Origin of the sequence: Derxia lacustris (assembly GCF_002105195.1) — a bacterium.
In the GTDB taxonomy this organism is placed as follows: domain Bacteria; phylum Pseudomonadota; class Gammaproteobacteria; order Burkholderiales; family Burkholderiaceae_E; genus Derxia; species Derxia lacustris.
This window is the reverse complement of the sequence record NZ_MUHU01000033.1, coordinates 22,262-43,891: the sequence shown is the minus strand read 5'-3', so window position 1 is coordinate 43,891 and position 21,630 is coordinate 22,262. Positions and strand designations below refer to the sequence as shown.

General features: G+C 71.2%; 20 protein-coding genes and 1 pseudogene. 11 read left to right on the top strand and 10 right to left on the bottom strand.

Features of this window, described 5'->3' with window-relative positions:
• Nucleotides 1-28: 28 nt before the first annotated feature.
• From fba to arsH, 10 genes and pseudogenes are all read left to right on the top strand, one after another.
• A complete protein-coding gene (gene fba, locus B9P64_RS20480) occupies nt 29-1,102 on the top strand; it encodes a class II fructose-bisphosphate aldolase (RefSeq protein ID WP_085317458.1) in 1,074 nt (357 codons plus the stop codon).
• 251 nt (nt 1,103-1,353) lie between these two features.
• A complete protein-coding gene (locus B9P64_RS20475) occupies nt 1,354-2,103 on the top strand; it encodes an HAD-IA family hydrolase (protein WP_085317456.1) in 750 nt (249 codons plus the stop codon).
• A 209-nt stretch (nt 2,104-2,312) separates the two neighbouring features.
• Nucleotides 2,313-3,869, top strand: a complete 1,557-nt coding sequence (locus B9P64_RS20470) for a methyl-accepting chemotaxis protein (RefSeq protein ID WP_085317454.1) — start codon at nt 2,313-2,315, stop codon at nt 3,867-3,869.
• Between the two features lie 74 nt (nt 3,870-3,943).
• Complete coding sequence (locus B9P64_RS20465) at nt 3,944-4,267, top strand: ArsR/SmtB family transcription factor (RefSeq protein ID WP_085317452.1); 324 nt, start codon at nt 3,944-3,946, stop codon at nt 4,265-4,267.
• 26 nt (nt 4,268-4,293) lie between these two features.
• Complete coding sequence (locus B9P64_RS20460; RefSeq protein ID WP_085317450.1) at nt 4,294-4,761, top strand: ArsI/CadI family heavy metal resistance metalloenzyme; 468 nt, start codon at nt 4,294-4,296, stop codon at nt 4,759-4,761.
• 8 nt (nt 4,762-4,769) lie between these two features.
• A pseudogene (locus B9P64_RS20455) lies at nt 4,770-4,907 on the top strand (arsenate reductase/protein-tyrosine-phosphatase family protein); the annotation flags it as partial.
• Nucleotides 4,908-4,936: 29 nt separating this feature from the next.
• Complete coding sequence (locus B9P64_RS20450) at nt 4,937-5,431, top strand: arsenate reductase ArsC (RefSeq protein ID WP_085317445.1); 495 nt, start codon at nt 4,937-4,939, stop codon at nt 5,429-5,431.
• Nucleotides 5,432-5,468: 37 nt separating this feature from the next.
• Complete coding sequence (arsB, locus tag B9P64_RS20445) at nt 5,469-6,530, top strand: ACR3 family arsenite efflux transporter (RefSeq protein ID WP_085317443.1); 1,062 nt, start codon at nt 5,469-5,471, stop codon at nt 6,528-6,530.
• 37 nt (nt 6,531-6,567) lie between these two features.
• Nucleotides 6,568-6,990 (top strand): arsenate reductase (glutaredoxin), encoded by a 423-nt coding sequence (gene arsC, locus B9P64_RS20440; protein ID WP_085317442.1) that lies wholly within the window; start codon nt 6,568-6,570, stop codon nt 6,988-6,990.
• Nucleotides 6,977-7,771: an arsenical resistance protein ArsH gene (gene arsH / locus B9P64_RS20435; protein ID WP_407919691.1), complete on the top strand. Its 795-nt coding sequence runs from the start codon at nt 6,977-6,979 to the stop codon at nt 7,769-7,771. Before arsC ends, arsH begins: the two co-directional genes overlap by 14 nt.
• A 7-nt stretch (nt 7,772-7,778) precedes the next feature.
• Here arsH and B9P64_RS20430 read toward each other — a convergent pair whose 3' ends face one another.
• The 4 genes from B9P64_RS20430 to B9P64_RS20415 form a co-directional block, all read right to left on the bottom strand.
• Nucleotides 7,779-8,051 carry a hypothetical protein gene (locus B9P64_RS20430; protein ID WP_085317438.1) on the bottom strand — a complete coding sequence of 91 codons (273 nt, stop codon included), beginning with the start codon at nt 8,049-8,051 and terminating at the stop codon, nt 7,779-7,781.
• Between the two features lie 3 nt (nt 8,052-8,054).
• Entirely contained in the window at nt 8,055-8,579 is a 525-nt protein-coding gene (gene nikR / locus B9P64_RS20425; protein ID WP_085317436.1) for a nickel-responsive transcriptional regulator NikR, read from the bottom strand.
• 649 nt (nt 8,580-9,228) lie between these two features.
• The gene (locus tag B9P64_RS20420; protein ID WP_085318003.1) at nt 9,229-9,930 is read right to left on the bottom strand and encodes a glutathione binding-like protein; all 702 of its coding nucleotides are present in this window, start codon (nt 9,928-9,930) and stop codon (nt 9,229-9,231) included.
• Nucleotides 9,931-10,019: 89 nt separating this feature from the next.
• Complete coding sequence (locus B9P64_RS20415; protein ID WP_085318002.1) at nt 10,020-11,558, bottom strand: nickel-dependent hydrogenase large subunit; 1,539 nt, start codon at nt 11,556-11,558, stop codon at nt 10,020-10,022.
• A gap of 226 nt (nt 11,559-11,784) precedes the next feature.
• Here B9P64_RS20415 and B9P64_RS20410 point away from each other — a divergent pair, with 226 nt between their 5' ends.
• The gene (locus B9P64_RS20410; protein ID WP_085318001.1) at nt 11,785-14,064 is read left to right on the top strand and encodes a multicopper oxidase family protein; all 2,280 of its coding nucleotides are present in this window, start codon (nt 11,785-11,787) and stop codon (nt 14,062-14,064) included.
• Between the two features lie 71 nt (nt 14,065-14,135).
• Here the strand turns inward: B9P64_RS20410 and B9P64_RS20405 are convergent, their stop codons facing one another.
• From B9P64_RS20405 to B9P64_RS20375, 6 genes are all read right to left on the bottom strand, one after another.
• Nucleotides 14,136-15,158: a hydrogenase small subunit gene (locus tag B9P64_RS20405; RefSeq protein ID WP_085318000.1), complete on the bottom strand. Its 1,023-nt coding sequence runs from the start codon at nt 15,156-15,158 to the stop codon at nt 14,136-14,138.
• Complete coding sequence (locus tag B9P64_RS28260; protein ID WP_235840069.1) at nt 15,158-17,371, bottom strand: sigma-54-dependent Fis family transcriptional regulator; 2,214 nt, start codon at nt 17,369-17,371, stop codon at nt 15,158-15,160. Before B9P64_RS28260 ends, B9P64_RS20405 begins: the two co-directional genes overlap by 1 nt.
• A 315-nt stretch (nt 17,372-17,686) precedes the next feature.
• Entirely contained in the window at nt 17,687-18,955 is a 1,269-nt protein-coding gene (locus B9P64_RS20390) for an NAD(P)/FAD-dependent oxidoreductase (protein WP_176256913.1), read from the bottom strand.
• 52 nt (nt 18,956-19,007) lie between these two features.
• Nucleotides 19,008-19,523 (bottom strand): c-type cytochrome, encoded by a 516-nt coding sequence (locus B9P64_RS20385; protein ID WP_085317998.1) that lies wholly within the window; start codon nt 19,521-19,523, stop codon nt 19,008-19,010.
• Nucleotides 19,524-19,540: 17 nt separating this feature from the next.
• Entirely contained in the window at nt 19,541-20,929 is a 1,389-nt protein-coding gene (locus tag B9P64_RS20380; protein ID WP_085317997.1) for a beta propeller repeat protein, read from the bottom strand.
• A gap of 68 nt (nt 20,930-20,997) precedes the next feature.
• Nucleotides 20,998-21,513, bottom strand: a complete 516-nt coding sequence (locus B9P64_RS20375; protein WP_085317996.1) for a hypothetical protein — start codon at nt 21,511-21,513, stop codon at nt 20,998-21,000.
• Between the last annotated feature and the right edge of the window lie 117 nt (nt 21,514-21,630).

Here is a 21,630-nt window from a genome sequence, read left to right as displayed (position 1 = left end):
CGGCGCTCATCACATCCAGGAGACAAGCATGGCTCTCGTGTCATTGCGCCAGGTGCTCGACCACGCCGCCGAGTTCGGCTACGGCGTGCCGGCCTTCAACGTGAACAACCTCGAACAGATCCACGCCATCATGGAAGCCGCGCAGGAGACCGACAGCCCGGTCATCCTGCAGGCCAGCGCCGGCGCGCGCCAGTACGCGGGCGAGCCTTACCTGCGCCACATGGTGCTGGCCGCCGCCGAGATGCATCCCGACATTCCCATCGTGCTGCACCAGGATCACGGCGCCACGCCGGCCGTGTGCCAGCAGTCGATCCGCTCGGGCTTTACCAGCGTGATGATGGACGGCTCGCTGCGCGAGGACGCCAAGACGCCGGCCGACTACGACTACAACCTGCGCGTCACGCGGCTGGTCAGCGACTTTGCGCATGCGGTCGGCGTGTCGGTCGAAGGCGAACTCGGCTGCCTCGGCTCGCTCGAAACCGGCGAGGCCGGCGAGGAAGACGGTGTGGGCGCGGTCGGCAAGCTCGACCATTCGCAGCTGCTCACCGATCCCGATCAGGCGCGCGATTTCGTCGAGCGCACCGGCGTCGATGCGCTCGCCATCGCCATCGGCACCAGCCACGGCGCCTACAAGTTCACGCGCCAGCCCACGGGGGACATCCTCGCCATCGACCGCATCGCGGCCATTCATGCCGCCGTGCCCGACACGCATCTGGTGATGCACGGCAGCTCCAGCGTGCCGCAGGAATGGCTCGCGATCATCCGCGCCAACGGTGGCGAGATTGCCGAGACCTATGGCGTGCCGGTCGAGGAAATCATCCGCGGCATCAAGAGCGGCGTGCGCAAGGTGAACATCGATACCGACATCCGGCTGGCGATGACCGGCGCGATGCGCCAGCTGCTGAACGAGAAGCGCAGCGAGTTCGATCCGCGCAAGGCGCTGGCCGCCGCCAAGAAGGCCGCGCGCGGCATCTGCAAGCAGCGCTTCGAGGCGTTTGGCTGCGCCGGTCAGGCGTCGCGCATCAAGCCGCTGTCGCTCGACCGCATGGCCGAGCGCTATGCGGTGCGCGGCTTCGATTTGAAGGCAGTGGTCGCGGCCTGAGGCCCGATCCGGCGCGCGCCCGACCCTGCCGTGCGCAGGGTCGGAGCGTGCGGCGCGCCGCCCGGCAGAAGCGGCGCGCCGTCTGCCTCTTTTGTTGGCGACGCTGGCACGGCGCGTGCGATAGCGCCCCGGCCGCGCCGCCGGCGCACCGTTTCGATGCCGCCTTGCGCGACGCGCGGCCAAGCCAATCCCCGCCCCGCCGCCCGCGCCCCACCCGGGCCTGCGCGGCTCGACCTCATCAGGAAAATCCCATGCTCAAGGCTCTGATCTTCGATGTGGACGGCACCCTCGCCGAGACCGAACGCGACGGACATCGCGTGGCCTTCAACGCGGCCTTCCGCGACGTGGGCCTGGACTGGGAATGGGACGAGCAGCTTTACGGCGAGCTGCTGCGCGTGCCCGGCGGGCGCGAGCGCATCCGGCATTACATCGAGCACTACGCGCCGCCGATCGAGTGCGAGTTCGGCGAGATCCGCTCGATCGACCGGCTGATCGCCGACATCCACGGCACCAAGACCGCGCATTACGCCGGGCTGGTGGCGGGCGGCCAGATCAAGCTGCGCCCGCCGGTGGCCGAGCTGCTGCGCGCCGCGCGCCGCGCCGGCCTGCGCGTGGCCATCGCCACCACCACCACGCGCTCCAACGTCACCACGCTGCTGGAGCAGCTGATGCCGAAGGCGCGCGATGCGTTCTCGCCCATCGTCACCGCCGACGAGGTCGCCGCCAAGAAGCCGAATCCGGCGGTCTATCTCGAAGCGCTCGCGCGCCTCGGTCTCGACGCCGACGAAGTGATGGCGGTGGAGGACAGCGAAGCCGGCGTGCGCGCCGCGCTGGCCGCCGGACTGCGCGTGCTGCACACGCCGAGCGCCTACTTCCCGCAGCGCGTCGACGGCGTGACCGCGCGACTGGCCGGCTGCGGCCCGAATGACGACGCGGCCGATTGCCTGGTGGTGGCCGGGCTGGCCGAGCTGCGCGCGGTGGAACAGGCGATCGCGGCCTGAAGCCCCGGCGCCGGGCGGGCGCAACCCCGCCCGAACCCCAAAAGAAGCTTGGCAAAACACTCGGTTACCGGCCCTATGGCGGGCTGCCCGAGGGCTCAGGGTTGACTGCAAGCCAACGTCGCTCGCGCCAGTGCGAGCGACAGGCGCCAGAAACCCGCGCCGACCGCCACGGTCGGCTCCGCCAAGCCAAACCCGGGCCCTCAACCACCATGAATCTTCTCGCCAGCCTGAGCATCGCCAAGCGGCTCTATCTCGTCTCGTTTGCGCTGATTGCAGCGCTGACCGGCCTAGCCTTCGCCTCCTGGGCCCAGCTCAGCCGCGTCGGCGAGCTGGCTCAGCGCACCGCCGCCGTGCGCGTGCTGCAACTCGAACGCATCGCCAGCACCGAACTGTGCGTCACCCAGGTGCTGCTCCAGATCCGCCAGGCCATGCTGGTGAAGACGCCGCAGGACGTGGCCGCCGCCTCGGCCGACATTTCCGCCAAGCGGAAGCAGATTTCAAAGAACGATGACGACTTCCTCGCCGACCTGCCGACGGCCCAGGAGAAGGAATCGTTCCGCCAGCTCTGGCTCCAGCTCCAGTCGGTGACCTGGCCGGTGGCCGAGGAAAACATGCGACTGGTCGAGGCCGACCGCCGCAACGAGGCCTTCGAGATGCTGGCCAGCAAGACCATCCCGGCGTTCGCGCGCATGCAGGACTGGCTGGCCACGGCGCGCAAGGGCCAGAGCGAGCTGCTGACGACCGAGGTCAACGACATCGAGAAGTCGGCCACGCAGATCCGCATGCAGCTGACCGCGCTGGTCGCCGCGATCACCGTCGGCCTGATGGCCTTCTCCTGGTACCTGGCCGGCGTGCTGCGCCGCCGGGTCGCCGATTCGCAGGCGGTGGCCGAGCGGGTGCGCGACGGCAACTTCACGGTGCAGGTGGTCGATGAAGTGCGCGACGAGTTCTCGCCGCTGCTGGCCACGCTGAGCGAAATGCAAGGCTCGCTGACCGACGTGGTGGGCAGCGTGCGCCGCAATGCCGAAAGCGTGGCGACCGCCAGCCTCGAGATTGCCCAGGGCAACAGCGACCTGTCGCGCCGCACCGAAAGCCAGGCCGGCGCGCTCGAAGAAACCGCCGCCTCGATGGAAGAGCTGGGCACGACCGTCAAGCAGAACGCCGACAACGCGCGGCAAGCCAATCAGCTGGCCATGGGCGCCACCGAAGTGGCCGAAAAGGGCGGCGGCGTGGTGGCCGAAGTGGTCGAGACGATGAAGGGCATCAACGACAGCTCGAAGAAGATCGCCGACATCATCACGGTGATCGACGGCATCGCCTTCCAGACCAACATCCTGGCGCTGAATGCCGCGGTCGAAGCGGCGCGCGCCGGCGAACAGGGCCGCGGCTTTGCGGTGGTGGCGAGCGAAGTGCGCAACCTCGCGCAACGCAGTGCCGATGCCGCCAAGGAGATCAAGGGCCTCATCACCACCAGCGTCGAGCGCGTGGAACAGGGCTCGGCCCTGGTGGATCGCGCCGGCGCGACCATGAGCGAGATCGTCACCGCCATCAAGCGCGTGACCGACATCATGGGCGACATCAGCTCGGCCAGCGCCGAGCAGAGCGCCGGCGTCGAGCAGGTGGGCGAAGCGGTGCGCCAGATGGACCAGAGCACGCAGCAGAACGCCGCGCTGGTCGAGCAAAGCTCGGCCGCCGCCGAAAGCCTCAAGCAGCAGGCCGCGCAACTGGTCAGCGCGGTGGCGGTGTTCCGGCTCAGCCACAACTGATCGCAGCCGCTCCGGCCAACGAGCCCGCCTTGCGCGGGCTTGTTTTTGCGCTTCATTTCGATGATTATCGAATCATGGAAGAACAAGACGTCATCAAGGCCCTCGCGGCACTGGCCCAGCCGGTGCGACTGCGGGTGTTTCGCGCGCTGATCGTGGCCGGGCCCGAAGGGCTCACGCCCGGCGTGCTCGGCGAGCAGCTGGAGGTGGCCGCCGCCACCCTCTCCTTTCATCTCAAGGAGCTGATGAACGCCGGGCTGGTCTCGCAGGAGCGCGACGGCCGCTTTCTCATCTACCGCGCCGCCTATGCGCGCATGAACGACCTGCTCGGCTATCTCACCGCGCATTGCTGTGCCGGCCAGCCTTGCGAAACCACCACCCCGCCCGCCTGCGATTGCTGATTTCCACCAGCCCCAAGGAGCTGACCATGAAGCGCTTTCACGTTCACCTCAAGGTCGAGGACCTCGACCGCAGCATCGGCTTCTACACGCGGCTGTTCGCCGCCGAGCCGGCCCGCATCGAAGGCGACTACGCCAAGTGGATGCTGACCGATCCGCCAGTCAACTTCGCCATCTCCACCCGCGGCGCGGGCAGCGGGCTCGACCATTTCGGCATCCAGACCGACAACGCCGACGACCTGGCCGAACTCAAGTCGCGCGCCGAGGCCGCCGATCTGCCGCTGGCCGACGACGGCCTGACCACCTGCTGCTACGCCCGCAGCGAGAAGCACTGGATCACCGATCCGCAAGGCATCGCCTGGGAGCATTTCCATACGCTGGACAGCATTCCCGTCTTCCGCGAAGACGCCGCGCCGGCCAGCGTGTGCTGCGCACCCAAGGCGCCGGCGGGCAAGCCGGTCGGCATTCCGGTGCAAGCCGCGTCTTCCTGCTGCTGAGGGCGGTCATGACCACCAGCGTTCACAACGTGCTGTTCATCTGCACCGGCAATTCGGCGCGCTCGATCCTGGCCGAGGGCATGCTCAATCACATGGGGGCCGGCCGCTTCCAGGCCTGGTCGGCCGGCAGCCATCCGCTGGCGATCCAGCAGCAGGTACGCGAGATCGGCCGGCAATGACGACCCACGTCCTCATCCTCTGCACCCACAACTCGGCGCGCAGCGTGCTCGCCGAAGGCATGCTCAATCACCTCGCGCAGGCGGGCGGGCACGACGTGCGCGCCCATAGCGCCGGCAGCGCGCCGAGCGGTCGCGTGAACCCGTTCGCGCTCGAAGCGCTCGGCAATGCCGGCGTCGATGTGAGCGGCGCCGCCAGCAAGAGCTGGGACGCCTTCACTGCGCCCGATGCGCCGGTCATGCGCATCGTCATCACCGTCTGCGACAACGCCGCCAGCGAGACCTGCCCGTTCTGGCCCGGCAGCCCGGTGCAGGTTCACTGGGGCTATCCCGATCCGTCGAATGCCGACGGCGGCGACGCCGGCAAGCGGCGCGCGTTCGAGCTGACGCGCCAGGCCATCGGCTACCGGATGCTCCAGCTGCTGCAACTGCCGCTGGACCGACTCGACGACAGCGCGCTGCGCGCCGAACTGCTGCGCATCGCGCGCAGCTGACACACCCTCCTCCGACCAGAAGAACACCGGACCGCCCATGAATGCCATTGCCCCACCCCAGGCCGCGCCCGCGCCGATGAACCTGTTCGAGCGCTGGCTCACGCTGTGGGTGGCGCTCGCCATCGTCGCCGGCGTTGCGCTCGGCCAGCTCGCGCCCGCGCCGTTCCAGGCGCTCGGCGCGATGGAGGTGGCGCGCGTCAACCTGCCGGTCGGCGTGCTGATCTGGGTGATGGTCATCCCGATGCTGATGAAGATCGACTTCGGCGCGCTCGGTCAGGTGCGCCGGCACTGGCGCGGCATCGGCGTGACGCTGCTGGTCAACTGGGCCGTCAAGCCGTTCTCGATGGCGCTGCTCGGCGCGGTGTTCATCCACGGGCTGTTCGCCCGCTGGCTGCCGGCCGACCAGCTCGACAGCTATGTGGCCGGGCTGATCCTGCTGGCCGCCGCGCCCTGCACCGCGATGGTCTTCGTGTGGAGCCGGCTCACCGACGGCGACCCGTATTTCACGCTCTCGCAGGTGGCGCTCAACGATCTCATCATGGTGTTCGCGTTCGCGCCGCTGGTCGGGCTGCTGCTCGGGCTGTCGTCCATCGCCGTGCCTTGGGCCACGCTGCTGACCTCGGTGGGGCTGTACATCGTGGTGCCGGTGCTGCTGGCGCAGGCGGCGCGCAAGACGCTGCTGGCGCGCGGGCCGGCGGCCTTCGACGCTGCCATGGCAAGGCTCGGCCCGGCGTCGATGGCGGCGCTGCTGCTCACGCTGGTGCTGCTGTTCGCGTTTCAGGGCGAGGCCATCCTGGCCCAGCCGCTGGTGATTGCGCTGCTGGCCGTGCCCATCCTGATCCAGGTGTTCTTCAACTCGGGGCTGGCCTATCTGCTCAACCGGCTGGCCGGCGAGAAGCACAGCGTGGCCTGCCCGTCGGCGCTGATCGGCGCCAGCAATTTCTTCGAACTGGCGGTGGCGGCGGCGATCAGCCTGTTCGGCTTTCGCTCGGGCGCGGCGCTGGCCACCGTGGTCGGCGTGCTGATCGAGGTGCCGGTGATGCTGCTGGTGGTGCGGCTCGTCAACCGCTCGCGCGGCTGGTACGAGACGCGCTGCTGAAACTGCATTCGCAATTCATCTTCAAACGGAGACCGCGATGGTCACGATCTATCACAACCCCAAGTGCGGCACCTCGCGCAACACGCTGGCGCTGATCCGCAATGCCGGCATCGAGCCGACCGTCATCGAATACCTCAAGACGCCGCCGGCACGCGAGACGCTGGTGCAGCTGATCGCCGCCACCGGCAAGCCGGTGCGCGACATCATGCGCAGCAAGGAAGCAGTGTTCACCGAGCTGGGCCTCGACAATCCCGAGCTGACCGACGACGCCCTCGTCGACGCGATGCTGGCCACGCCCATCCTCATCAACCGGCCCATCGTCGTCACGCCGCTCGGCACGCGGCTGTGCCGGCCGTCCGAAGAAGTGCTCGACCTGCTGCCGGCGCCGCAGCAAGGCGCCTTCACCAAGGAAGACGGCGAGGTCGTCATCGACGCGGAGGGCCGCCGTGTCGCCCGCTGAGCACATGCGCCCCGGGCTGGCGCTGCCGGGCGGCAGCCCGGCGCCCGCGCCGGCTCCCGGCGTCGTACCCGACCTGGCCGATCTGCCCAATGTCGCGCCGGAGCTGTTCCGCCGGTCGTCGCCGGCCGATCTGGCGGTTGCGCCGCCCACGCATGCGCCGCGCATCGCCCTGCTCTACGGCTCGCTGCGCGAACGCTCGTTCAGCCGCCTGCTCACCGAGGAAGCCGCGCGCCTGCTGCAGGCGCTCGGCGCCGAGACGCGCATCTTCGATCCGCGCGGCCTGCCGCTGCCCGATGCCGAGCCCGACAGCCATCCCAAGGTGGTCGAGCTGCGCGCGCTGGCGCAATGGAGCGAAGGCATGGTCTGGTGCTCGCCCGAGCGGCATGGCGCGATGACCGCCATCCTCAAGGCGCAGATCGACTGGCTGCCGCTCAACAGCGGCGCGATCCGGCCGACGCAGGGCAAGACGCTGGCGGTGATGCAGGTGTCGGGCGGCTCGCAGTCGTTCAACGCCGTGAATCAGATGCGTGTGCTCGGCCGCTGGATGCGCATGCTGACCATTCCCAACCAGTCGTCGGTGCCCAAGGCCTTCCTCGAATTCGACGAGGCCGGCCGCATGAAGCCGTCGGCGCTCTACGACCGCGTGGTCGACGTGATGGAAGAGCTGGTGAAGTTCACGCTGCTCACGCGCCACCTGGGCGACTGGCTTGTGGACCGCTACAGCGAGCGCAAGGAAAGCGCCGAGGAGCTGTCGAAGCGCGTCAACCAGCGCGCGCTGTAAGCCCGGCTCAGTCGCTGGCGATGCGGCTCACCGCCGTGCCGTCGCGATAGCCGACGCCGGCCTCGTACTCGTTGTAGACGATGCGGAAATGCCGCTCCATGTCCTCGGGCAGCGGCAGCGTCGGCGCCAGTTGCGGCTGCTGGGCGAGCACGCCGTCGCGCTGCACCTTCCAGGCCGCCAGCAGCGCCAGCCGCGCTTCCTCGCGCGTGCGGCCGGCGCCGCGAAAGATGTATTGCACAGTCAGCATTTCGGCGACGACGAGGGTCGTGGTGGCGGTCAAGGCTCAGCTCCCGGGGCGAAGGTGGACATGCGGCGCGGCGCCATCGGCCTCGTCGTCATGGGGGTGCGGGTGGTCGTGCGGATGGTCGTGATCGTGGCCGTGGGCATGCACATGCGGATGGCCGGCTTCGACCAGCGGCACGACGTGAATGTTTCCGTGCCGCACGCCGCGCTCGGCCACGATGCGCTCGGCGCAGCCGCGCACCGCCGCCGTCGGCCCCTTGAGCAGCAGCGTCTCGATGCAGTGCTCATGGTCGAGATGGGCGTGCAGGCTGGCCACGGTGAGGTCGTGATGCTCGTGCTGGACGTTCATCAGCCGGTCGGACGCGGTGCGCTCATGGTGGTTGTAGACATAGCTCACGCTCGCCACGCATTGCGGCGCCTCGGCGCGCGCAAGCCGGTCGGCCTCGACCGCGCGCCGGATCAGGTCGCGCATGGCTTCGGAGCGGTTGCCATAGCCCTGGCGCGCGATCAGGCGGTCGAAGGCGGTGGCGAGGTCTTCGGGGAGGGAGATGGTCAGGCGGTCCATGTTTTCTCGTTGTCGTGAGAACGGCGAGTTTGCGCTGTCGGCTTGCTGGCGCGGGCGCCCCGGCGGCGGGCGGCTGACGCGGGTGGCCGCCGCTGGACGCGGCGGCTGCCCTTCGCTCCTTCGGTAGCCCGCGGGCCGGCAATCCAACTCAGCCCGACAGGCCGGGCTTCAGACAGGATTGCCTGAGCGCTGCGCGCTCACCCGCGTCTACCTCGTCGCTCGGCACCCTCGACAGCCGCCCGCCGCCGGGGCGCCCGCGCCAGCTATCTGTTCAACGGCCGATGCCGGCGCTGCGCGCCGGTATTCGAAGCTTCCGTGCGCAGGGCGCAAAACCACCACCAAACGTCGCATCCCCAACCCGGCAAGGACGTGCGCAAGACAGCCCGACCTAACCCACCTCCTCGTGCCACAGCGCAGTGCAAGGCGCCGGACGGGACTGGGGGCCGGGCGCGCCGTCGGCCGCGCCGAGCGCAGGGGCCGGACGTCGGCGAGCCGCGCAGCGGCTCAGGTCCGCATGTCTGAGCGACCCGCAAGGGTCGCGAGTTGGCGGACCGGCCGGCGTCCGGCCCCGGAGCGAGGGCAGTCGGCCGCAGGCCGACCGCGTCCGTCGGCGCGCCCGGCCCCCAGTCCCGTCCGGCGCCGTCCCCGATCAAACAGCCCGAACGCTGGCGGCCGTCTGCCCGAACAGCAGCTTCTTGCCCTCCTCCGTCACCGCCGGCCGCTTGAACTCGTCGCCGCGCGCATAGGCGCGCACCGTCGCCGGCCGCGCCGCGATCGCGTCGAGCCAGCGCTTGAGATGCGGGAAATCGGCCAGCTCCTGCTGCTGCTGCTTCCAGGGCACGACCCAGGGATAGGCCGCCATGTCGGCGACGGAATAGTCGGCGCCGGCCAGGAATTCGCTCTCGGCCAGGCGCCGGTCCATCACGCCGTAGAGGCGGTTGGTTTCCTTCACATAGCGCTCGATGGCGTAGGGCAGCTTCTCGGGCGCGTACAGGCCGAAATGATGGTTCTGTCCGGCCATCGGCCCGAGCCCGCCCACCTGCCAGAACAGCCACTCCAGCACCGTCTTGCGGCCGCGCACATCGGCCGGCAGAAAGCGCCCGATCTTCTCGGCCAGATAGACCAGGATCGCGCCCGACTCGAACACGGTGATCGGTGCGCCGCCATCGGCCGGCGCGTGATCGACGATGGCCGGCATGCGGTTGTTGGGGCTGAAGGCGAGGAACTCGGGCTTGAACTGGTCGCCCTTGCTGATGTCGACCGGGACGATGGTGTAGTCGAGCCCGGCTTCTTCGAGGAACAGGGTGATCTTGTGGCCGTTGGGTGTCGGCCAGTAGTACAGGTCAATCATCGAGGCGCTCCGTGGTTGCGACCGGCGCGGCAGGCACGCCGGCGCGGGTTTCGGAACGATCGTACTAAAACCCGCGCGACCGCGTGCGCTCAGTGCACGGTGCAGACCATGCAGGGGTCGAAGGAGCGCACCACATGCTGCACGCGCACCGGCACCTCGTCGCCGGGCGCGACCTCCACGCCTTCGAGTGCGGCCTCGAGCGCGCCGGGCGTGCCGGCGGCGTCGCGCGGCGAGAAGTTCCAGGTGGTCGGCGCCACGATCTGCCAGTTGGCGATGCGTCCGCCGCGCAGCTCGGCAAAGTGCAGCAGGCTGCCGCGCGCGGCTTCCATGCGGCCAATGGCGCGGCCGTCGGCGGCGGGCGCATGCGGCGCGTGGAAGGGCTCGCCGGGGCGGATCTGGCGCAGCCAGCCTTCGGCCGCGATGACGATGCGCGCCATCTCGATCAGCCGCGCCAGCACCCGCGTGTACACATTGCCGCCCGAGCGCGCGACTTCGGCGCAGATGAGCGGCTGGCCGTCGACCAGCTGCCGCGCGAGCGCGCCGGTTTCGAGCGTGTGGCCGGCATAGCGCGGCGCCTTGGCCCAGCTGTAGGCGCCGGGCCGGTCGGCATCGGGCAGGGTGCGGGCATCGGCCGGCGCCTGCGCCAGCCGGTCCGACGCGCCGGCATACCAGGCGTGGCTGATGTCCTCGGTGACGGCGGCCGGATCGGGCGCGGTCTGGCGCCAGGGCCGGGGCGCGGTGCTGAGCGGCCGGCCGGGCAGCTGGGCCGCCGGGTCGGTCGGCACATGGTGGGTGTCGAGGAAGCCGGCGCCGAACACCTCGCCGCCGTCGGCGCGCGGATAGGCGCCGAGGCTGAGGTAGCGGCCCGGGCCGGGCCCGAGCGCATCGAGCGCGAGCGCATCGGCCAGCCGCGCGAAGAAGCCGAGATCGCTCGCGCCGGCGCGCGTGGCCAGCAGCGCATCGAGCGCGGCGCGCGAATCGAGCGCAGCCACGGCTTCGAGCGGCGCGCCGAAAGTGGTGGCCTCAAGAAAGCGCCGCAGCTCGCGCACCTGGGCCAGCAGCCGGGTGCGCTCGATGGCATCGACGGCGCGCGTGCTGCCGCCGGGCACGATCGATTGCGTGTGCGGCCACTTGCCGCCGAGCGTGCCGAGCAGCGTGAACCAGCGCTGCCGCGCCGCCAGCGCCGCGCGCGCATGCTCGCCGGCCAGCGCCGCAAAGCGCCGTTCGGCCTCGGCAAACCAGGGCGCGCCGGCGTACACCGGCCGCGCAAAGTCGGGCATGAAGAACAGATAGAAGTGCGACAGGTGATCGGCCAGATTCTCGACCGCGCACATCAGGTTGATGGCATGCAGCCCGTTGGCCGGCGGCTCGATGCCCGCCAGCTGGCCCAGCGCGCGCGCCGCCGCCACGCCCTGCGCCACCGAGCAGATGCCGCAGATGCGCGGCACGATCACCAGCGCATCGGCGGCCTCGCGGCCTTCCAGCATCTGCTCGAAGCCGCGGTACATCGGCGAGTTCACCTCGGCGCGGCGCACCCGGCCGGCGCCGATGTCGAGCCGCACTTCGAGATCGCCCTCGACGCGGTTGAAGGGGCCGAGCACGAGGCGGCGGTCGGGGATGAGGGGCATGAGGACAGCTGCGGCGGGAGGAGGTCGGCCAATACTCGCCCGGGCCGGTGGCGACGGGCAACCCGCTCACTCCATCAGGGGACGCTGGCCGGATCGGGAGTTACAGCGCCCGGGAAGCGTGAACTGCGTCACGCGGCGCAAGAAAGGGAACGGTGAACCTCGCTGGCCCGACCGGCGCGGGTGCATCTGGCGCCGGCGCTCCTCCCCCATCCACCGAGGCCCTTCCATGCCCGTCTTTTCCCCTGCAAAACGCCCGCGCGCGTCGCTCGGACGACAGCTTGTGCCCGTGGCGCTCGCGCTCGCCACCGGCAGCAGCCTTGCCGCGCCAGCCACCGTTGCGGTCGACCCGCCCGTGCTCACCAATGTGCTCGGCACGGCAAGGTCGCCGTCGCTCCAGGCCCGCGCCACCACGCGCGGCCCGCTGAGCGAGCAGGTACTGGATCTGAGCATCGCCTACGGCACCGGCGTGCTGCGCAACCCCGGCGCCACCAGCCCCGCCACGGCCTATCAGACGGTGCATCTGCGCAGCTACCAGGACTTGAACCGCAAGCGCGATGCCAACGCGCCGGTCTTCATCGCGCCGACGATCGAGATGCAGCCGGCGCAGACCGTGCGCATCACGCTGCACAACGACCTGCCCGCCGAGCCGGGCTGCGGCGCCGGCGAGCATCCCGGCGACATCAACACGCCGCACTGCTTCAACAACACCAACCTGCACTCGCACGGCCTGTGGGTGAGCCCCACCGGCAACAGCGACAACGTGCTGCTCAACCTCCGGTCCAACGAGCGGTTCCAGTACGAATACAACGTGCCGGCCGACCATCCCGCCGGCACCTTCTGGTACCACACGCATGTGCACGGCTCGACCGCGCTCCAGGTGTCGAGCGGCATGGCCGGCGCATTGATCGTGCGCGGCAATCGCCAGCCGATCCTGGCCGCGCCGGGCGTCGCGCCGCGCAACGGCGACCTCGACGTGCTGCTCAAGGACCCGAGCGGCAAGCTCGCCTTCGAGCGCGTGGTGCTGCTCCAGCAGATCGCCTACGCCTGCCCGCACGACCCGGCCGACAAGACGCCGGACGCGGCACCGTGGAGCTGGGACTGCAAGCCGGGCCAGACCGGCGAGATCGAGAGCTACAAGGGACCGGTCTCGGGCGGCGTGTCCGCCGATGTCAAGACGACGGAACAGTTCGGCCCCGGCACCTGGGCCCAGTCGGGCCGCTACACCAGCATCAACGGCGTGGTGTGGCCGTGGTTCGAGGGCGCGATCGCCGGCCGGCTCGAACGCTGGCGCGTGATCCACGGCGGCGTGCGCGACTCCATCGGCGTCGAATTCCGCCGCGCCCGGCCCGGCCTGCGCCAGCTGCTCGCCGATCCGGCACGCCTGCCCGACAGCGACAAGCTCATCGCCGACGCCTGCACCGACACGCCGCTGCGCAACCACGCCGCCGCGTCGGACGGCCTGACGATGGCCGCCGCCAGCCCGCGCCTGCGCACGGTGCTGCAACCGGGCTACCGCAGCGACCTGCTCGTCACCTTCCCCGAGGAAGGCGACTACTGCGTGCTCGACATCAAGCCGGCCAACGGCACGGTGGACCGCGTCGACTTCAAGGACCCGGCGCTCAACCCGGTCGATGTGGCGAAGGATCGCCGCGCCGTGCTCGGCTTCGTGCACGTCGGCAAGGCCGCGCCGGGCAGCCTCACCGCCGGCAGCGCTGGCCCCGACGGCGCCGACAAGGACAACGAACGCCGCCTCATCGCCGATTCGCGCCTGCAGGCCCAGCTCATCCGGCTGGCCCGGCTCAACCTCCCCGACCCTGCGGTGCGCAAGGCGGTGATCGACGACATCGAGCACGGCCTGAAGCTCAGCCACTTCATCCCGCACCCCACGGTGACCGATGCCGAAGTGAACGGCCGCAAGAAGGAAAAGCTCGCCTTCCTCATCCAGGGCAAGCAGGACGGCTCCGGCTTCCTGTTCCAGGTCGGCGGCACCAGCACCGATCCCAAGGCGCCGCCCGAGGCCTATGTGCCCACCGCCATCCCGCGCCAGCTCGAACTGGGCACGGCGCAGGAATGGCAGCTGGAGTCGTGGTTCGTGGGCCATCCCTTCCACATCCACGTCAACCCGTTCCAGATCGTCGAGGTGCTCAACCCCGATGGCGTGGACGTGAGCGCGCCCGACACCAGCGACTGCCCCAAGGGCACGCCGTGGCCGGAATGCCCGTCGCCCGCCGCCAACCAGTACGCGGGCCTCAAGGGCGTGTGGAAGGACACGATCTGGCTGGAGAACTCGAACCCGCCGTCGGCCCCGCCCGCCTACAACGCCAATCCGCAGCCGCCCGCCACCGGCGTGTACCGCATCCGCGTGCGCACCCGCTACGAGCGCTACATCGGCGAGTTCGTGCTGCACTGCCACATCCTCGACCACGAGGACCAGGGAATGATGCAGAACGTGAGCATCGGGCTGCCGGGCAGCGCGGCGCCGACCGTGGTCCACGGCCACCACTGACGAGCCGAACCCGCCAGTGACGGCGCCGGATCGCGACAGCGGCCGGCGCCGTTTTTCATGCGGCGCCGCCGCTACTTCAGCGTCGTCTTGCGGATGGCCGGTGCCACCACGCGATGGTCGGCGACGGCGTTCTTCTTGACGCGCGGCGGCGTCGCCGACTTGCTCAGCGAGGCCAGTGCCACGAACCAGGCCTTCGGCATGTCGGTCGGCAGGCCGATGGGAATGCCGGCGATCTTGGGCGTGGTGTCGAAGGCATGGCCGGGGTTCTGGAAGCCCGGCTCGGTGCAGCTGATGCAGGCATAGCCGCCGCGCGTGCAGCTGCCCTGCCCGTTCCACAGCCGCGTGTTGCAGTCGGCGTGCGCCTGGGTGCCCTTGCAGCCCTGGTGTTCCATCATGCAGCCGAGGTCGCCGGGCTTTTCGGCGCTGGCCTTGAACTCGTAGAACTCGTTGCGCGTGCAGCCGTGATGCACGAGCTGGTCGGCGTAAAAGCGCGGCCGCCCGAGCGCATCGAGGTCGCCCGGCGCGAGATCGCCGGCCGCCAGTTGCGCGAGCGTGCCCGTCACCCAGTCGGGATGCGTCGGGCAGCCGGCGATATTCACCACCGGAAACCCCGCCGCCGAGCGCCAGTCGGCGCCGAGCAGGCCGCCGGGCCGCGCGCCCTCGTATTGCAGGCCGCAGGCTTCGGTCGGATTGCTGCCGCTGGCGCTGAAGCCGCCATAGGTGGCGCAGGTGCCGACCGCCACCACATGCCGCGCTAGCGCCGCCAGCTCGCGCAGCCAGTCGGCCATCGGGCGGCCGGTGCCGGCAAGAATGTGGAAGCGGCCCGTGCCGTTGGGGCCGCGCAGCGCCGCGCCTTCCACGCACAGCGCATCGAGCCGGCGGCGGCCGGCGCGGATGTCGTCGAGCAGCGCGATCAGCTCGGCGCCGGTGGCCTGCGACAGCGACGGATGCCAGAGCAGCTCGATGCCGAGATCGGGCCACAGCGCCGCGAAGTCGGGCGTGTCGGCGCACAGCAGCGACATGCTGCAACCACCGCAGCCGCCCGATTGCAGCCACAGCACGGTGAAACGGTCGTTCGTGTCGGCGGCAGCCATCACTTCTCCTCCAGCCCGAAGCGCACGAGCTTCTGCTTGAGCCCCACGCGCGACAGGCCCAGCGCCTTGGCCGCGCGCGTCTTGTTCCAGCGGTGTTGCAGCAGCGCCTCCTTGAGGATGGCGACCTCGATCGCGCCGAGCCGCTCGACCAGCGTGCCGGCCTCGGGCACGCGCATGCCGTCGCTGCCGTCGCGCGCGCTGCCGTTCATTTCGTTGACCGCCTGGCCGCGCAGCAGCTTGGGGCTCAGCGCGTCGGCCGGAATGACGAGGTCGTCGCAGAGCGCCACCGCGCGATAGATCTCGTTGCGCAGCTCACGGATGTTGCCGGGCCAGCCGTAGGTGAGCAGGCAGGCCATCGCCTCGGGCGCAAAGCCGCGCACCGGCTTGGCCAGATCGGTCGCGGCCTGGGCGAGGATGCTTTCGACGATCACGCCGATGTCCATCGTGCGTTCGCGCAGCGCGGGCAGGTGCAGCGTGGCGCCGGCGAGGCGGTAGTAGAGGTCTTCGCGGAAGCTGCCGGCGGCCACGCGCTCGCGCAGGTCGCGGTGGGTGGCGGCGACCACGGCCAGATCGACCGGCAGCGGGCGTTCGGCGCCGAGCGGCAGCACTTCGCCTTCGCTGAGCACGCGCAGCAGCCGGGTTTGCAGATGCAGCGGCATGTCGCCGATCTCGTCGAGGAAGAGCGTGCCGCCGTCGGCCTGCTGGATGAGCCCGCGCGCGCCCTTGGCACGGCCGCCGGTGAAGCTGCCGGCCGTGTAGCCGAACAGTTCGCTCTCGATCAGCGAGTCGGGGATCGACGCGCAGTTGATGGCCACGAAGGGCATGGCGGCGCGCGGGCCGCTGGCGTGCAGGGCGCGCGCCAGCACTTCCTTGCCGGCGCCGGTTTCGCCATGCACCAGCACATTCACGCGGCGGTCGGCGAGCCGGCGCACCTGGCCGACGAGCCGGGCCATCGCGGGATCGTCGCCGGCCATGCGGTCGAGGCCGGGATGGCGCGTGGCGCCGGCGGCGGCGCGCTGCGGCCGCGCGGCGACCGGGCCGATGGCACCGACCAGGCCGCTGCGCGACAGACTGCCGGCGCCGGCCCGGCCGCCGGGCACGCCCGGATCGGCGCCGGCCAGCACGGCATCGCCCACGCCCGGCGCGGGCAGGCGCGCGGGCCGGTCCTCGGGCGCAGCGCCGGCCTGCGGCGCCAGTCGCTGCGCGGCGGCCGGCGCGGTCACGGCGCCAGCGCCCCAGGCCAGCTCGGCGCCGACCCGGGCGCGTTCGCGCGGCGGCGTGACGGTGGCGTACCAGCGGCGCTGGCCGTCGGCGGCGATGGCGGTCTCGTCCATGCCGAGGCCGCCGCGCGCGAGGCGCCAGATCGCGTCCGCCGCGGCCGGAAACAGCTCGAACAGCGAGCGCCCGACCGGCGACGCACCCGGCAGCGCGCCCGGCCCCCAGCCGCGCGAACGCGCGCCCGAATTGGCGCCAACCACCAGCGCATCGTCGTCGAAGGCGAACAGCGTCTCGCCAGCCACATCGACCAGCCCCGGCCCGGTGCCGAGCCGCAGAATCCAGTGGCGCCGGAAGTGGCGCAGAAAGTTCGCATCCTCGATGCGCTGGGCGTAGAGGCAGGCGAGCTGGAAGGCCAGATGCTGGCTGTCGCGGCCCACCGGCGAGCGCAGCGCCGACACATCCAGCACCGCGAGCAGCTCGCCGGTCGGGTCGAACAGCGGCGCCGACGAGCAGGTGAGCGCGATGTGGGTCGCATCGAAATGCTCGGCCTGATGGCAGGTGATCGGCCGGCGCTCGATCAGGCAGGTGCCCACGCCGCAGGTGCCGGCATGGGCCTCGTTCCAGTCCGCGCCCAGGTACAGGCCGGCGCCGCGCAATTCGTCGTCGGTGGCCGGATTGCCGATGTAGTCGACCGTGATGCCGCTGGCATCGGTCAGCAGCAGCATGTAGCCGAGGTCGGCGACGCGCGAATACATGTCCTCCATGCCCGAGCGCGCCACGCGCAGGAAGTCTTCGAGCCGCTGGCGGTGCTCGCGCACCTGCTGCTGCGGCAGGATGCGCGCCGGCGTGGGCCGGGCCGGGTCGAGCCCGTGCTCGGTCATGCAGCGGGCCCAGCTCTGCCGGAACGGGTCCGGTGCGGCTGGCGGGGCTGCCGGATCGGCGACTGCCGACAGGACGTTGTCGATGTGCCGCGAGCGTTCGACGTGCGTGACCATGCTTCCTCCTCGTCGCGCGCCGGCCGGCGGACATGCCGCGGCCGGTCTGTGTTGTGTGTCTCCACCAGAACCGAGCATCGACGCCAGCGGACGGCTTTGTCCTTCGGGATCACCCTCGGGGATGAGCGGCGGCATGCGGGGTTCGGCGCGCTGCCGGGCAACTGCCGTGCCATCGCCCGCACCGTGGACGGGGCGCCGTGCCGTGGCCGCCTCGGGCGTGGCGCGCTGCGACAGTTGTCGCAGGCCATGCGGCAGACGGCGACAGTTGTCGCGCGACGTGGTCTGACCACGTCCACCGCATTGCGCAATGCCGTTTCAGTCGCCGAAGCTTTCGGCGACGAGGCCGGCGTAGACCGCCCAGGCCGAGCCGGCCTCGTGGGCGCGCATCTCGGCGCTGGCGGCGAGGTCGCTCGTGCCTTCGCTGATGACATTGATCTGCGTGCCGGCGGCGCCGTACACCGCGCTCACCGAGATCGCCTCGTCGGGCGCGAGCAGGCTGTAGCAGGTGTTGACCAGCCGCACGCCGGGCATGGGCCGGCCGGCCAGTTCGGCCGCCAGCACAAAGGCGCAGAGCTTGGCCTGGCTGTTGGCGGAGAAGGCCGACTTGGGCATCGGCTGGGCGAGGCTGGCGTCGCCGAGCACATGCACGCCGGCATGGCGCAGCGAGCGGAAGCCGGCCGGATCGACCGGGCACCAGCCGCTCGCATCGACCAGATCGGCCGCCACCGCGATGTCGGCGGCGCGCTGCGGCGGCACGATGCTGGCGAGGTCGGCGCTCAGGGTTTCGCCATTGGCGAGCCGCACGCGGCCGGCGCCGGCGTCGACGCCGACCACCTCGCCGCCGGCGGCGCGCGCAATCCATTCGATGCGCCCGGGATGCAGCCGGTCCCAGCCGAGCTGGAACAGCCGGCGCTTGGTGAAGTCGTCCTTGGCGTCGGCGATGACGATGCGAAAGCGCCGGGTGCGCCGTGCCAGCGCCCAGGCCATCAGGCTGGCGCGCTCATACGGGCCGGGCGGGCAGCGATAGGGGTTCTGCGGCGCGCCGATGACCACGGTGGCGCCGTCGCGCAGATCGGCGAAGCGGCGCCGCAGCTTGGCGAGCTGGTCGCCGCCGAGCCAGCCGTGCGGCATCAGCTCGCTGCTGGCGGCATCCAGCCCGTCGATGCTGCCGAAGCGCGGCGCGATGCCCGGCGCCACCACCAGCCGGTCGGCCGCAAGCACCCGGCCGTCGGCCAGCGTGACGCGCAGCGCGACCGGGTCGATGGCGGTCGCGGCCTGCGCGATCACTTCCACGCCGATCGCGCGCAGCGCCGCCGGGCCATGCGTGACGGCCGCCTCGGGCGCGATGCCGGCGAGCAGCGCATTCGACATCGGCCCGGTGACAAAGCGCGCGCGCGGCTCGACCAGGGTGACCGCCACGCCGGGCGCCAGCCGGCGCAGCAGCCGCGCGCAGGCGGCGCCGGCAAAGCCGCCGCCCACGATCACGACGCGCGCGCTGGCGGCGGCCCGCGCACGCGGCGGCGGCGCAGCGGTCGCCAGCGCAGCGCCGGCCAGCAGCAATCGGCGACGCAGTCGAGCGGTCATCGGCATCTCGGCAAAGGAAGAAGGCGGGCGGCGGACGCCACCACGCGGACGTTCAGCGGAAGGCGCGGGCCAGCGCGGCGATGTCGTCGTCGTCAAGCGCCCGCGCGATGCGCGGCATGACGCTGCCGGCCTCGGGCCGGGCGCGAAAGGCGCGCAGACCGGCTTCGATCCGCGCCGGCGCCAGCCGGGACAGATCGGCCAGCGGCGCGCCCAGGCTGTCGAAGCTGCGGTTGCGCGAATTGCGCGCCGGATGGCAGCTGAGGCAGTTGGCCACCAGCACCGGCAGGCGCTGGGCCGCCGCCAGCTGGGCCGTGCTGGGCGGCGGTGGCGGCAGCGGTTCGGCCTCGGCGCTGCCGGCCACCAGCGACAGCACGCCGCGTTCGGCTTGCAGCGGCGCGGCCACCAGCGGCGGCAGCGCGCCGGGTTCGGCGTCGGCAGCGGGTGCCGGCGCGGGCAGGGCCGGTGCCGGCGGCAGGCTGCCCGGCACCGGGCGCGCCGTGCCGGCCGCCGACGCAGTAGCGGCCAGGGTCAGCCCGGCCAGCGTCTGGAGCATCCAGCCATGCCGCATCGCCACCTCCGCCCGGGTCAGAACGACGCGGCCGCGGCGCCGCCGGCGCCGATCGCCACATAGCCGGCGGTGTTCTGCGCCAGCTTGGTGGCGCCGGCGACCGCCGTGCCCTGGTTGGTCCAGACATCGCCGAGCCGGCTGGTCCAGGCCTGACCGCCGCTGTCGAGCGCGACGAAGCGCGACACATAGCTCACCGCCGCGAGATCGACGCTGCCGACGCCGGCGGTGGCGCTGATGTCGGTCCAGGTGCTGCCGCCGTCGATGCTGCGCAGCACCGTGCCGCCGGCGCCCACCGCCACGAAGGTGTTGATGCTGGTGAGCGTGGCCGTGCCGCCGTTGATGTCGTAGCTGCCATAGCTCACCGCCGCCAGATTGGCCGCCGGCGCGCTGCTGCCGCTGTTCCAGCTCACGCTGCTCCAGGTGCTGCCGCTGTCGGTGCTGGTGATGAGCGTGCCGTTGGCGCCGGTCGCCACCAGCCGGCCGTTGCCATAGGTCACGCCGCTGAGGTTGGCGGTCACGCCCGAGGTTTGCGTGGTCCAGGTGGAGCCGTCGGTGGTGGTCTCGATCAGGCCGCCATCGCCGACCGCCACGAACAGGCTGCCGACCTTGGTCAGGGCGCGCAGCGCGCCGTGGCTGCTGCTGGCGGCGCGGGTCACGCTCCAGGTCAGGCCGTCGCTGCTGGTGAGCGCGGCGCCGCCCGCGCCCACCGCCAGGAACAGCAGGCTGGGCGTGGTGGCGTTGAGCGTGGCGGTGTAGACGCTGACCGCATACAGGTCGTCGGTGAAGCCGCTCGGCGTGGTGCTCTGGGTCCAGCCGGCAGCGCTCGCACCACCGAGACCGGCCCAGCCGCTGTACAGCGTGGCATCGCTCAGCAGATAGAGCGCGCCGGCCGGGCCGACTGCCACATAGCGGCCGGTGTAGAGCGAGGCGTTGACCGGGCAGGTGCGCTCGGCCGCGAAGGCCAGGCCGTTGAGCGCGGCGGGCGCGGTCGCCAGTGCCTTCCAGCTGCCGCTGCCGCCGGCCGAACGGGTATCGGCGCGCACCACCTTGCTGAAGTCGCCGCCCTTGCCGCCGCTGGTGCGCGCATCCACCGCCAGCCAGGTGCTCAGGTCGTTGTAGAGCGAGCAGGCGACCTGCGGGCTGCCCACGTCGACCAGGGCATTGCTGCCGGTCAGCGTGATCCAGTTGTCCTTGTTGAGGCTGGCGTCGCGCGCATAGAACAGCCAGTAGGTGACGCCGGACTGCGCGGTGAAGGTGGAGACGATGCGGCCGTCGCCACCGGTGGCGGCGAGGTCGGTGGGCGGCGCGACGGAGCTGCCGCCACCGCCACCGCAGGCGGCCAGAGCCGCAGCAATCAGGGCGGCGACCGAGGTGGTCGCGAAAGCCCGGCGAAACCTGATGTTCACGTGAACCTTTCGTGCTGAAAAAGCGCGGCGATTGTAGTCGGCGGGCATTGCGGGCCTGCGCGCGTCTGTCAGGGCGCGTTGCCGAGGATGCGTTGCTTGAAGCGCTCGAAGCCTTCGTCGCGGTCGGAGTAGTCGCGGCCGATTTCGAGCCGCCACTGGTTGCGCTCGGCCTCGGCGAAGGCTTCGAGCCGGTCGCGGTACCAGCCGTCGAGATGGCGGTCGCCAGCCAGGATCATGTCGGCGACCAGCACCGTGTTCACCGCGTCGCGGCCGAGCATGACGATGGGCACGTCGCGCGGCACCAGCCGCAGCAGCTCGGCGGCGGCATGGATGACATGCCGGCTGACGATGGCCGCGCCGGCCGGCATCAGCGGCAGCGGCGGCGCATCGACCGGCGGCCAGGCGGCGACGAGGAAGTGCGCCGGATGCAGCACCGGCTCGCCGGCGGCGTCGGCGCCGGTCTCCTCGGGGATGGCTTCGATGATGAAGCCGAACCAGCAGGCCGGCTGCCAGGTGCGCACGACCCGCGCGGCAAGCTCGCGCAGCGAATGGTGGTCGGACGGGTTGCTCGGCTGGGCGCTCATGGCGCGGAGCTTTCGGCGCGGGTGGTCATGACGGCCTCCGGAGGATGGACGGCGAGGGATGCGCGGCCGGCGCGGCGCCGGGCAGCGGGCGCGCCGCGCGACTGGCGCGATGCACCA